Below are 11,966 nucleotides of genomic sequence, written 5' to 3'. Positions count from 1 at the left end.
AACGCAGCAAGGCCGACGCCGCCCAAAATCAACGACACAGGGATCAGGAAAACGAGGACATTCATAATTTGCCTTTCAGCCGCAGCGCATTCAACAGGACCGTAATCGATGACGCGGACATCGCAATAGAGGCAATCAATGGTGTTGCAAAGCCCGCCAGCGCGATTGGCACTGCGATGACGTTATAAATTGTCGAGATCGTGAAATTCTCTTTGATCCGTCGCATCGCAGCGCGGGCGACAAGGGGCAGTTCGATCAGGGGCGCAAGACTGTCGTTGAGAAGCACGATATCTGACGCCGCACGTGAAGCATCCGCCGCCGTTGCAGGCGAGACAGAGGCATATGCAGCCGCCAGCGCGCCAGTGTCGTTGAGGCCGTCACCGACCATAAGAACCTTTGCGCCACTGGCCGCCAGATCATCAATATAGGCTATTTTGTCCGCAGGGTTCGTATCGGCCTGCCAGTTGTCGATTCCCAGTGCAGCGGCAATTTTCGCGGTTTCGTTCGCATCGTCACCGGACACCAGATGTATGTCGAGGCCGGCTTCCTGCCAGCCACGCACCAGCGCCGCTGCACCTTCGCGCAGTTCGGAACGCAACATGATTTTCTGGGCTGGTCTGTCACCCACCTGAATGTAAGTCCCGTTGCCGGCACCCAACCATGTGCCAGAGCCAAGCCGGACGCGCTGACCTTGATATTGCGCGCTCAAGCCTTTGCCAGCGCACTCTGCTTGATCGCTCAGGACGGCAGGTGTCACACCGTTGAGTGACGCGGCGATCGCCTGCGACACTGGGTGGGTCGCATTTCGGGTCAAGGCCAATGCAATGCTTTGTGTCTCTGCATCCAGCGTATCGCGCGCTGCCGCGGGCATGGTCAGCGTACCTGTCTTGTCGAAAACAACGGTATCCACTTCGGCCAGACGTTCGAGGGCGGTGCCGTCCTTGACCAACAACCCAGCCCGGAACAACCGCCCTGCGGCGGTGGTCGATACCGCAGGAACAGCCAGTCCCATGGCGCAAGGGCAGGTAATGATCAGAACGGCTACCGCAATATTCAATGACAGGCGTACATCGCCGGAATAAAGCATCCACCCACCAAACGCGAGAAGCGCCAACAGATGCACAACCGGCGCATAGAGAGCAGCGGCCTTGTCAGCGATAGCGGTGTAGCGATTGCGTGTGGCCTCGGCCTCATCCACCATCGTCACCATCTTGCGCAACGTGGTATCCGCGCCGACGGTCGTTGCGCTGATCATCAGCGGGCCGGTCATGTTGACCTCGCCAGCGGTGACGGTCGCCCCGGCGCTGGCGTGACTTAAACGGCTCTCACCTGTCAGCAGAGAGCGGTCTATCTGGCTGCTACCCTCGGTGATCGTGCCATCGACAGGGATACGGCCCCCCGGCAGAACCTGCACCAGATCGCCGATCGCGAGATCGGCAAAGTTGACCATCTGGCGCACTCCATCGCGCACGCGCATGACGCGGGGGACCTCAAGCGCGGAAAGCTGCGCTGCTGCAGATGCGGCGGCCTTGCGGCTGCGATGGTCGAGATAGCGGCCGATGAGCAGAAAGAAGGTCAGCGTCACGGCGGCATCGAAATAGGAATGTCGCCCGCCATAGAGTGTCTCATAAAGCGAAATGCCGGAAGCGAGAATAATGGCCAGCGAAATCGGCACATCCATATTCAGACGGTATGCCTTCAATGATCGCCATCCACTGTCAAAGAACGGCTGCGCGGAATAAAGCAACGTCGGTATCGCAATAATGGCTGTGATCCAGTGGAACATATGCATCGTGGCACCGATGGCTCCCGACCAAACAGCCACTGACAGCAACATTATGTTCATGTTGGCAAAGCCCGAAACCGCAAGGCGGGTCATCAGGCTGCGGCCATAGGTATCGGTTTCAGAGCCAAGTAGGCTCGTATCAAGAACACGCGCCTCGAACCCCGCCAATTCCAGCGTATCGATCAGGTCTTCGGGCGAGATCGGTTGATCCGTACCAACCGTGACCCGCTTCATGCTGAGATTCACGCGGGCGTTCGCCACGCCTTCCACATCGCGCAAAACCCGTTCGACGCCATTGATACAGGCGACACAATGGATGCCGGGCAGGGACAGTACGATCTGTGCCGTGCCGTTCGAGGCCGCTTTTTCAAGCTGCCCCTCAGGCAGGCCCACACAGGCCGGACAGATTGCAGCGTCGCTCATTTTGCGGTGATCGGAAAACGCCGGCGGAACTTGGTGCCGTCGGGGGCGATCAGTTCCAGACGCAGGTTCCAGTAGCCTTTTGTCATGGTGACAGGAGCGGTGTATTGCGTACCTGTCCAGGTGAAATCAGGCACGGTATCCATATTGACGTTTGTCGCTTGCCCCAGAATGGCGCGCGTGACCTCTGCTTGCAGGGGGGCGCCGCGATGATCAAGGATGTCCACGGTCAGTACACCGTCCGTTATATCAGCACTGACATCCCAGTTGAGCGCGTTTTGCGCCGCACGGTCGGCCTGGAACGTTTGACTGACAGCATAAGAATTACGGGCCTCGACCCCCGGAAAGGTTGCGATGGCGTTCCATGCAAGTGTCAGGTTGACCGCAATGATGATTCCGAAGCCGCCAACCATGAGGCCAAGCATATGCCATCCTGTGAATTCACGTGCCATTATTGGGCTCTCCCGTTGAAAATTGCGTCTTTGTATGCGCGTTCGCCGGACTCCACGTCCTCAACCCAGAACCGCAGATCGACACGATCCATTGTTGATGCAGGGTCAGTCGGGCGGGCCGAGACGTAGACGCGCTGCAGGTATGTTTCATTTGCAGGCACGATAATGTTGCGTTCCGCCGTTCCCTCGAGGTCGATGCGCAGGGTTTCGTCCGAAGTGAGCGACAGGTGGAAAAGGCGATCCTCACCATGTTTGTTCAACAGGCGAATGTCATAGATATTGCGCACAGTGCCATCAGAAAGCGTCACAAAGGTGGGATTGCGCACAGGTGCTACGGTCATTTCGATATCAGCCCGAATGAACAATGCAAAAACCAGCCCTACGCCGATTGCTGCCCACATTGCGGTGTAAAGCATGGTGCGGAACCGGAAGACATGCTGCCAAATCTTCTTGGGGGGCTTGCCCTTGGCCTCTTCCTCCTGATCCGACAGGGCGAGATAGTCGATCAAACCGCGTGGCTTTCCGATCCTTTCCATCACATCGTCACAGGCGTCGATACAAAGCGCACATGTGATGCATTCCATCTGCTGCCCGTCACGAATGTCGATGCCGGCAGGGCAGACGTTCACGCAGGCCATGCAGTCGATGCAGTCACCCGTTGTATCGTCGTGCTTTTTCCCGCGCGGTTCACCCCGCCATTCACGATAGGCCACCGTCAGCGTCTCGGGGTCCATCATCGCCGCCTGAATCCGCGGCCAGGGGCACATGTAATTGCAAACCTGTTCGCGCATGAACCCGCCGAAAACAAAAGTCGTGGCCGTCAGAACGCCGATGGTCGCCCATGCGATGGGAGGAGCGCTGAAAGTCGCGAGATCGACAGCCAGCGTTGGTGCGTCGGCGAAATAGAAGACCCAAGCACCGCCCGTTGCCACTGAAATCAGCAGCCAGACTGTCCATTTTGTCATTCGCAGGCGGAATTTGCGCAAACTCCAGTCGGCGTTCCACAGGCGGACCCGCGCATTGCGGTCGCCTTCGATCCAGCGTTCGACAAGGATGAAAAGATCGGTCCAGACGGTCTGCGGGCAGGTATAGCCGCACCAGACGCGGCCAAGGGCCGATGTAAACAAGAACAGGCCGAGGCCCGCCATAATAAGAAGGCCCGCCACGAAGTAGAACTCATGTGGCCAAATCTCGATCCAGAAGAAATAGAAACGGCGATGCGCCATGTCGATCAGAACCGCCTGATCAGGCAGGTTCGGGCCACGGTCCCATCTGATCCATGGGGTCAGATAATAGATGCCCAAGGTGACAGCCATCACCCACCATTTGAGATTGCGGTAAAAGCCTTTGACGCGCCGCGGAAAGATTGGTTCGCGGGCAGCGTAAAGCGGTTGGTTTTCGGTAGAGGACATATGGACCTGCAAGTCTGGAGTTCTGTTCGCAGGATCGGTTTTAAGGAGTGGGCCGGGAATATCTTTGATGTGGATCAAGGATATGCAGGACTGCGGCTGCGGTGGGCTGTCGCAGGTCCTTTCCGCATGGTGACCCCTGAACCTGAAAAGAGTGGCCCTCACATGGTGGGCCACTCTTTGGCTTTTAGTTCGTTTGTGCGATAGCTTAGAACTGCACGTTCATTCCGACTTGGAAGCCATGCCGCTCATAGTCGTCACCAAACGAGCCGCCATAGCCAGCTTCAATCCGTATATCGCGGGCGGTATTGGATGAAATCAGGCTTTCGAAACCCAGTTTCACATCTACCAAGTCGTCGTCGCGCCCTTCGATCGGGAATGAAGCGGTGGGCAACCCGTCAAAGCCGGTTTCGATCACGAGATCATCGGTGGACAATGTGGTATAGGCGATACTGCCGGTCAGTCGGTTCTGCCCTGTAGCACTTGGCAACAGATACTCACCCTTCAGACCAATAGAGCCCATGAATGTGCTGCCCGACTGTTCTTCGACGGTGAGGTTCCACTCCTCTGCGCCGGTCTCTGTGAAGCCATCGATTGTGACATCATAGAAAGACACGGAGGCCATCGGACCAACTGCAAACCCGCCGAAGTCACGCAGATAGCTGGCTTCAACCGCGCCAAAGGTCTGCGATCCGTCGGTGCTACCGGTTGCGGTTGCATCCAGCACATTGCGGGTGCTGTCATATGATGCGTCCTGATACCCGAAGAGCGCCTTGAAACTTGCGCCATTCGCCAAAGTAGAGCGCGTGAATGCGATCAGGGAAAAGCCCGTGGTTTCAACATCACCAAAGCCATCGGCGGCTTCGGCTGTTGCCGATGTTCCGCCAAGCGCGATACCGACCGAGGCATTCGGGTTCAGACGGCTTTCAACGCCGACAGTGAACGATGCCGCATCAACGTCATAGCCGATAGAGCCCGATGTCGGGTCATAGGTCGCGGTCGATCCACCCAGTGAAGCAAGGCCATAGAGATTGCCGCCCATCAGCCAGTTCTGCGCGCCTGTGTTTTGCGAGACAGCTGCTGTATCGCCTCCGTCAAGAGGGGCCAGCCCAGTGATTGCAGCAACATGACCGCGTGCGCCCTCAAAGCTCATCGCGGAAAACGCGGGGGCAATGGTGAAGCCTGTGCTGGTCAGCGCCGCAGCTTGCGCGGTTTCGTCTAACAAGAGGATGTCCTCGATAGCGCCCTGATAAGCTGTTGCATTGCCGATATCCCAATAAGGCACATTCGCAGCCGCATCGAGGTATCCTGCAAGCTTGAACTGGTACTCGGAGCCTCTGTCTGCCGCAGCCTCAGCAATCTCTGCAAACTCTGGATTGATCCGCAAAGTGAATTCTCCGTCTTCGATTTCGCCGATCCGCATGGTGAAGTTCAGGTTGGCATTGCGCAGATCTTCAATCGCGTCGACGGCGAACAACCCGTTGGCTTGTGCTGCGGCGACAATTTCCTCGGGAACCAAGGCGCCGGCGCCATATTCCAAATCGGGGACGTCGACACCAAGGGCCGCTGCCAGTTCGGCCAACCGTGCGTCAGTGTCATCCGCAAGGGCAAGGTTGCCATAGGTCCAACCATCTTCGCCTGCGCCCCCGATCTTGTTCCAAGCAACCAAAGCGGATTCGTCATCGGGATTATCGTTGTCATCCCAAAACAGCCCTTCAGGGACCATGATATCGTCAAGGAAAGCATCGCCGAAGTAAGTGCCGTAGACGTTATCGCCGCCGCTTGAGATGCCGACGAAAGTGGTTGTGTCACCTGTGCGTGTCACAGTGGTGGGCTTTGCTTTGTCTTCCGAGAAGAATCCGATGTCGCCCTCGTTGCCGCCTTCACCGAACAACCCATCAGGTAGACCGGCGCCACCCAAGAGCTTGGGGTCAAGGCCCGCAGTTTCAGTCAGGAACTGCACCGCACTCGCCGCGTCTTCCGAGCCGAGCGCGAAGTCGCCCATCGGGTCGCCATTTGCATCCAGCAACTCAAGCGTGAAGCTGGTGATCCGCGCACCGGTGAAGTTCGAGGTCTTGCCGAATGTGAAGTAATCAACGGAGGATGTGTCGACCACACTGCCGACAGTCCCATTGGCGGGATCTGTAATCAGATATGGTTCATTCGAGGTTCGGAACGTCATATCGAACGGATCAGATCCGGTCAGTTGTGTCTTGATCCGTTTGCCCGATCCCGGAGGCGAGTCGCAATAAATGCCGGGGTTGTTTGCCATCAGGCAGTTGGGTGCATCACTCCGCGAATCAACGCTAAAATTATCATCTTCATCAAGCAGCGTGTAATCTGTTATGATGACCTCTCGGGGTTCACCATCCACGGGCGGCTTACTGCCCGGCACGCGCACAGAGGTAAACGTCACCGCCTTCGCACCCGGTGGAAGCACCCCTTCCGCAGGGTCCGAAAAAACTATGCCATCGCCTGATGTGCCGATCAACGGGTCGTCCGGGAGCGTATCAGCCCATACTGCAGTGCAGGCCAACGTAAGCGCCGCCACCGATCCGGCAGTGGCAAACCTCGAATTGTGTATCCTCATGTCAACTTCCCCTAACTCTCAAAGTATTCCTACGCATTCCAAGATTGGAATTATTAAAGAGTTAAGGGCGTGTCCCGATTCCGGGATTGACATATGTCAAAAGCCGCATGTCTTCTCTTGGTGGCTGGTCGTCCGTGTAGAGGGGCGGGTTCGGCTGCTGTTTGAACCACCATAGTCAACGAAACTCTCGCTTTCCGTGAGCGGTAGGCGTACGGATGCCGGCATGAAAATTGTCCGCCTCGAAGATGCCCGATCCCTGCCGCTCTGGCGCAGACCCACGTCGCTGTTGTTTGTGATGGCAATGGCGATGCCAGTGGCCTTTGCCACGTGGTCGGCGCTTCTGAATAACTTCGTGATCGAGGTCGCTGGCTTTGACGGTTCAGACATCGGCTGGCTGCATACGGTGCGCGAGATACCGGGGTTCTTTGCAATCGGTGTGATTGCGCTGATCATGTTCATCCGAGAGCAGGTTCTGGGGCTTGTCGCCCTGATCATGCTGGGGGCGGCGACGGCGGTTACGGCGCAATTCCCATACATGAGCGGGATTCTGGTCGTGACGATGTTGTCGTCCATCGGCTTTCACTATTACGAAACCGTCAACCAATCGCTGCAACTGCAATGGATCGATAAAAAGAAAGCCCCGCAGACGTTGGGATGGATCTTGTCGGCGGGCTCTGCGGCGACGCTCGTGGTCTATATGTTGATCGTGGTCAGTTGGGAACGCTTTGGCCTGACTTACAGCATCGTCTACTGGCTTTCTGGCGGTTTCACGGTCGTTGTCGCAACCGTCTGCCTGTTGGCATACCCGCAATTCGAAGCCCCGCATCCGCAGGTCAAGAAGATGGTCCTGCGCAAGCGGTACTGGCTTTATTACGCCCTGCAATTCATGTCGGGTGCGCGACGGCAGATATTTGTGGTCTTCGCAGGCTTCATGATGGTCGAACAGTTTGGCTTTGCTGTCGATGATATTACCAAGCTTTTCATGTTTACCCTGTTGATCAACATGCTGGCTGCACCTCTTTTGGGAAAGCTGGTGCAAGTTTTCGGTGAACGGCGTGCGCTGATCTTTGAATATGTGGGGCTGTGTCTGGTGTTCTTTGCCTATGGCGGGATTCACTATTTCGGCTGGGGTGTGGTGCTGGCGACGACACTCTATATCATCAATCACCTGTTCTTCAGCCTTGCACTGGCGATCAAGACCTATTTCCAGAAAATCGCCGATCCGCGGGATATTGCGCCCACTGCAGCAGTAGCTTTCACCATCAACCATATTGCGGCGGTATTCTTGCCTGCGCTTTTGGGCTATGTCTGGTTGCAGTCGCCCGGTCTGGTCTTTTTGATGGCCGCTGGCATGGCGATCATATCGCTTTTGCTATCGCTTCTCATTCCACGCCATCCGGCCCCCGGTCACGAGACTGTGTTTCAGGGCCGTTTGTTGGCCGCAGCAGAGTAGCAAAACGTACGGTCGGTGCTATATCTAAAAAGAAACCGATAGGAGGCTCATATGTTTTTCATGTCCCGCGCAAAATCCGAAATGATCGCCAAAGATGCGGCCCTGCCCGGACGCGCCGACGCGATCCCGACCGCGACAACGCATTTCGTTTACGGCACCCCGCTGACTGGCGAAGTGCCCGAGGGCATGGATGAGGCGATGTTCGGCATGGGCTGCTTCTGGGGCGTGGAGCGGATGTTCTGGAAGCTTGACGGCATGCAGTCCACGATGGTGGGCTATGCGGGTGGCTATACCCCGAACCCGACATATGAAGAAGTCTGCTCCGGCAAGACCGGCCATAACGAGGTGGTGCGTGTGATCTTTGATCCGTCCGTTATTTCTTATGAACAACTCTTGCAGGTCTTTTGGGAAGGACACGACCCGACCCAAGGCATGCGGCAGGGCAATGACACGGGCACGCAATACCGGTCAGGTATCTATACCTATTCACCAGCGCAGAAGGCTGCTGCCGAAGCTGCAAAGGCAGCTTTTGCGCCGCGTCTTTCTCAGGCAGGCTATGGTGCGATCACGACCGAGATCATCGATGCGCCGACGTTTTATTTTGCCGAAGACTATCACCAGCAGTATCTCGCGAAAAATCCCAGTGGTTACTGCGGGATCGGCGGAACAGGCGTGACCTGTCCGATCGGTGTCGGGGTCTGACACCAAGCGGGCTTTCCGGACATAGTGAAGATCATTCCAGCCGATTCAGATTTGCTTGACGGTGGGCAAGCGGCACCATACCCGACTGGTGACCCAACGCAAAAGGCAAGACGATGATAACCTATTCGGCTTTGACGACGATCACGGGCGAAGATGCCGCATATCAACTGGCCGATGCGCTGGAAACGCTGGACCCTGAACCCACCGGAGTTGGGGTGTTCGAGATCGAGGACGGATCAGGCTTATGGGAAGTCGCGGCCTATTTCATGGAAAGACCTGATGCTGGCGCGCTGGCGGTTCTGTCGGCTTTGCATCTGGCGAAACCGTTCAATCTATCGGATATTCCTGATCAGGACTGGGTATCAAAGGTGCAGCGCGAATTGGCACCGGTCCCTGCTGGACGGTTTTTTGTGTACGGCAGCCACGACGCGGACAAAGTGCCTGACGATAAGATCCCGCTGTTGATTGACGCGGCTATGGCGTTTGGAACCGGACATCACGGTACCACAAAAGGCTGTCTGGAGGCGTTCGACGCACTTTTGTCCGATGGGTTCACGGGCGAAAAAATCCTTGACGTAGGTTGTGGGACCGCTGTTCTTGCGATGGCCGCTGCCAAGGTTCTGCCCTATTCGGTTCTGGCCAGCGACATTGATCCGGTCGCTGTCGACGTGGCGCAGGCCAATGTCATCAGCAACGGGCTTCAGAACCGTGTGGACTGTGTCGTGGCCGCAGGTTTCGGGGCGGCCGAACTGAAGGAAAGCGGCCCGTATGATTTGGTTTTTGCCAATATCCTAAAAGCACCCTTGATCGGACTTGCACCAGATATGGCGGCGTATTCTGCTGACGGGGGCTATGCGATTCTATCTGGCATCCTGAATGAACAGGCCGATGAGGTGATCATTGTTTATCAGCAGAATGGCTTCAATGTTGTGGGCAAACGGGTTATTGTTGACTGGACGACGCTAATATTGCGAAAAAACAGGCCTAAAATCGCCTAAATGGCGCTACGCCCTTGAAGAATAGCTTGTTTGAAATGTAAAACTGATCGAAGTTGTAGTATTGGTAAACGCGTTGTATGCGGAGGATGAATAGGTGCAAGCCCAAGTCCCATTTGATAAAAGACTAAAACGTATCGTACGGCGCCATGACAAAATGGCGAACGGCGTTGTGAAAAGCGTGAACTCTGACGGATTGATTGTTGCGAAACCGCGCCTTTACCGGCCGCGTTTCCCGCTGAAAGGTCTGCTGGCAGTTCTGTTTCTTGGCTTCCTGTTCAAAGGGTTCCTTTTTGCCTATTTGGGCGAAGCGGAATATCTTGAGCGTGTCGCGACGCTGCAGGGTGGAACCTTGCTCGAACAAGCGGGCGGATGGGTGATGCAGCCTGACCTAGTCACGGTTTTGGCCGCTGACGGAATCGCGATGATACTGCCACAAAAATAGGCTGGGTTGTCAGACAAACGAAAAGGCCGCGTTCAGTGCGAACGCGGCCTTTCGCTTTTGTGCGGTCGTTTGTTTAGCGTGCGCGTGTCGCGATGTCTTCGATGTCACCATAGGACAGGCCGATATCGTCCAGTTCTCGCGCGGACAGTTTGGAGAGTGAATTGCGTGTGATGCGTGCATCGTTCCATGCGGCGACTGCGCCAAACATGTTGACGAAGAACGATGTGATCTTGCCTGCGGAGAGGCCAGTGACGGGGCGGGTGGTGTCAAAAGAGGCCATGGCCATATTCCTTGTTTTTGTGCTGCCAACGCAGCGTTGATCTAATGAAGCGCATCTAGGAGGGATAAAGCACACTGACTAGTGCCATTTTGACAAGGGTCATATGCGTTTTCAACATGCCTGTATTTTGTGCGTATTTTGCCACAAACCCCTAATTTATAAGAGGTTAATTGTGTCGATTTCAGGCGTCATGGTGACGTATTCCGGCAATTTTTTCGCAATTGTCGTTCTTGTGCCTGTAAACCAACACACTTGGTCTTTGTTCGCCTTTTGTGCTAGCGATATGAAGAGAACAAGAAAAAGAGGCGAGCAATGCGTGTTTTAGGCATCGATCCAGGTCTGCGGAATATGGGCTGGGGGGTGATCGAAGTGTCAGGTTCGCGGATCAGTCATGTGGCCAACGGTATTTGCCGGTCGGACGGAGATGATCTTGCCGCGCGTCTTTTGTCGCTGCATCAACAACTCACCGAAGTCCTGATACAGCACCGGCCGGAGGCGGCGGCTGTGGAACAAACCTTCGTCAACAAAGACGGGGCGGGTACGCTCAAGCTGGGTCAGGCGCGGGGGATCGCGATGCTGGTGCCGGCGCAGGCCGGTTTGGTTGTGGGGGAATACGCGCCCAATGCCGTCAAGAAGGCTGTCGTTGGCGTCGGCCATGCAGATAAGGCGCAGGTCGCGCATATGGTCAAAGTGCAGTTGCCGGGCGTAAAGCTTGCAGGACTGGACGCCGCCGATGCCCTTGCGATCGCGATTTGCCATTCGTTCCATGTGCAATCTGCAAGCAGCCTTGCCGCTGCATTGGCAAAGGCCACAGCATGATTGGCAAGATCGCGGGACGGCTTGAATATCGCAGCACGGATCACGTCCTGATCGATGTGCGCGGCGTGGGTTATATCGTCTATGTTTCCGATCGGGTAATGGCGGGCCTGCCGGACAATGGAGCGGCGGTCGCGCTGTTCACGGACCTTCTGGTGCGTGAAGATAACTTACAGCTTTTCGGTTTCACGACTCTGGTCGAAAAGGAATGGCATCGCCTGCTGATGTCTGTTCAGGGGATCGGGGCCAAGGCGTCACTGGCCATTCTGGGCACGCTTGGGGCTGATGGCGTCAGCCGCGCGATTGCGCTGGGCGACTGGAACGCGCTTGCCAAAGCAAAAGGGGTTGGTCCCAAGACCGCGCAGCGTGTCACGATTGAACTCAAGGACAAGGCCCCTGGCGTGATGGCGATGGGTGGTGCAGTCACCGAGGCACTTGGCGATGCAGTGATCGAGACGGAAGATCCGGCACCTGTCAAAGGTACGGCCCCACCAAGAACAAACACGGCCTCTGCCGAAGCGCTTTCGGCTTTGGGTAACCTTGGTTATGCGCCCGGCGAAGCGGCAAGTGCCGTCGCAGAGGCGGCGGGTGCCGCACCTGATGCGGATACCTCGACGC

At 56.4% G+C, this 11,966-nt stretch carries 11 protein-coding genes; 6 read left to right on the top strand and 5 right to left on the bottom strand.

Translation table 11 applies throughout. The annotated features are described in order from the left end of the window. Positions 1 to 61: 61 nt before the first annotated feature. The 4 genes from R6T97_RS13375 to R6T97_RS13360 all read right to left on the bottom strand — a co-directional run bounded on the left by R6T97_RS13375 (position 62) and on the right by R6T97_RS13360 (position 6,657). Complete coding sequence (locus R6T97_RS13375) at positions 62 to 2,209, bottom strand: heavy metal translocating P-type ATPase (protein WP_410349795.1); 2,148 nt, start codon at positions 2,207 to 2,209, stop codon at positions 62 to 64. Then, the gene (locus tag R6T97_RS13370) at positions 2,206 to 2,658 is read right to left on the bottom strand and encodes a FixH family protein (RefSeq protein WP_410349794.1); all 453 of its coding nucleotides are present in this window, start codon (positions 2,656 to 2,658) and stop codon (positions 2,206 to 2,208) included. Before R6T97_RS13370 ends, R6T97_RS13375 begins: the two co-directional genes overlap by 4 nt. Next, complete coding sequence (gene ccoG / locus R6T97_RS13365) at positions 2,658 to 4,070, bottom strand: cytochrome c oxidase accessory protein CcoG (protein WP_410349793.1); 1,413 nt, start codon at positions 4,068 to 4,070, stop codon at positions 2,658 to 2,660. Before ccoG ends, R6T97_RS13370 begins: the two co-directional genes overlap by 1 nt. A gap of 205 nt (positions 4,071 to 4,275) precedes the next feature. Continuing rightward, entirely contained in the window at positions 4,276 to 6,657 is a 2,382-nt protein-coding gene (locus tag R6T97_RS13360; RefSeq protein WP_410349792.1) for a choice-of-anchor F family protein, read from the bottom strand. A 223-nt stretch (positions 6,658 to 6,880) separates the two neighbouring features. Between R6T97_RS13360 and R6T97_RS13355 the strand changes: the two genes are divergently transcribed. The 4 genes from R6T97_RS13355 to R6T97_RS13340 all read left to right on the top strand — a co-directional run bounded on the left by R6T97_RS13355 (position 6,881) and on the right by R6T97_RS13340 (position 10,252). Beyond that, on the top strand, positions 6,881 to 8,110 hold the full coding sequence (locus tag R6T97_RS13355) for an MFS transporter (protein ID WP_410349791.1): 1,230 nt from the start codon (positions 6,881 to 6,883) through the stop codon (positions 8,108 to 8,110). Positions 8,111 to 8,161: 51 nt separating this feature from the next. Then, positions 8,162 to 8,812, top strand: a complete 651-nt coding sequence (msrA, locus tag R6T97_RS13350; protein ID WP_410349790.1) for a peptide-methionine (S)-S-oxide reductase MsrA — start codon at positions 8,162 to 8,164, stop codon at positions 8,810 to 8,812. Between the two features lie 113 nt (positions 8,813 to 8,925). Further along, entirely contained in the window at positions 8,926 to 9,810 is an 885-nt protein-coding gene (locus R6T97_RS13345) for a 50S ribosomal protein L11 methyltransferase (RefSeq protein ID WP_410349789.1), read from the top strand. A 154-nt stretch (positions 9,811 to 9,964) separates the two neighbouring features. Next, complete coding sequence (locus tag R6T97_RS13340) at positions 9,965 to 10,252, top strand: hypothetical protein (RefSeq protein ID WP_410349788.1); 288 nt, start codon at positions 9,965 to 9,967, stop codon at positions 10,250 to 10,252. A 73-nt stretch (positions 10,253 to 10,325) separates the two neighbouring features. Here the strand turns inward: R6T97_RS13340 and R6T97_RS13335 are convergent, their stop codons facing one another. Continuing rightward, the gene (locus R6T97_RS13335) at positions 10,326 to 10,532 is read right to left on the bottom strand and encodes a DUF1127 domain-containing protein (protein ID WP_410349787.1); all 207 of its coding nucleotides are present in this window, start codon (positions 10,530 to 10,532) and stop codon (positions 10,326 to 10,328) included. 312 nt (positions 10,533 to 10,844) lie between these two features. Here R6T97_RS13335 and ruvC point away from each other — a divergent pair, with 312 nt between their 5' ends. Together ruvC and ruvA are read left to right on the top strand one after the other, a co-directional pair. Next, the gene (gene ruvC / locus R6T97_RS13330; RefSeq protein ID WP_410349786.1) at positions 10,845 to 11,351 is read left to right on the top strand and encodes a crossover junction endodeoxyribonuclease RuvC; all 507 of its coding nucleotides are present in this window, start codon (positions 10,845 to 10,847) and stop codon (positions 11,349 to 11,351) included. After that, positions 11,348 to 11,966, top strand: a 619-nt coding sequence (gene ruvA / locus R6T97_RS13325; protein WP_410349785.1) for a Holliday junction branch migration protein RuvA, incomplete at its 3' end; no start/stop codon positions are given. The genes ruvC and ruvA, both read left to right, overlap by 4 nt.

Origin of the sequence: Yoonia sp., from assembly GCF_046498525.1 — a bacterium.
Lineage (GTDB): Bacteria > Pseudomonadota > Alphaproteobacteria > Rhodobacterales > Rhodobacteraceae > Yoonia.
Note: the sequence above shows the minus strand (reverse complement) of the source record. Positions and strands in the feature narration are given on the sequence as shown.

What these genes read in the sequence shown, in the direction of transcription:
- R6T97_RS13340 (WP_410349788.1), top strand. Translation starts at nt 9,965, where the DNA reads ATGGCGAACGGCGTTGTGAAAAGCGTGAACTCTGACGGATTGATTGTT.
- msrA (WP_410349790.1), top strand. Translation starts at nt 8,162, where the DNA reads ATGTTTTTCATGTCCCGCGCAAAATCCGAAATGATCGCCAAAGATGCG.
- ruvC (WP_410349786.1), top strand. Translation starts at nt 10,845, where the DNA reads ATGCGTGTTTTAGGCATCGATCCAGGTCTGCGGAATATGGGCTGGGGG.
- R6T97_RS13375 (WP_410349795.1), bottom strand. Translation starts at nt 2,209, where the DNA reads ATGAGCGACGCTGCAATCTGTCCGGCCTGTGTGGGCCTGCCTGAGGGG.
- ccoG (WP_410349793.1), bottom strand. Translation starts at nt 4,070, where the DNA reads ATGTCCTCTACCGAAAACCAACCGCTTTACGCTGCCCGCGAACCAATC.
- R6T97_RS13355 (WP_410349791.1), top strand. Translation starts at nt 6,881, where the DNA reads ATGAAAATTGTCCGCCTCGAAGATGCCCGATCCCTGCCGCTCTGGCGC.
- R6T97_RS13370 (WP_410349794.1), bottom strand. Translation starts at nt 2,658, where the DNA reads ATGGCACGTGAATTCACAGGATGGCATATGCTTGGCCTCATGGTTGGC.
- R6T97_RS13360 (WP_410349792.1), bottom strand. Translation starts at nt 6,657, where the DNA reads ATGAGGATACACAATTCGAGGTTTGCCACTGCCGGATCGGTGGCGGCG.
- R6T97_RS13345 (WP_410349789.1), top strand. Translation starts at nt 8,926, where the DNA reads ATGATAACCTATTCGGCTTTGACGACGATCACGGGCGAAGATGCCGCA.
- R6T97_RS13335 (WP_410349787.1), bottom strand. Translation starts at nt 10,532, where the DNA reads ATGGCCTCTTTTGACACCACCCGCCCCGTCACTGGCCTCTCCGCAGGC.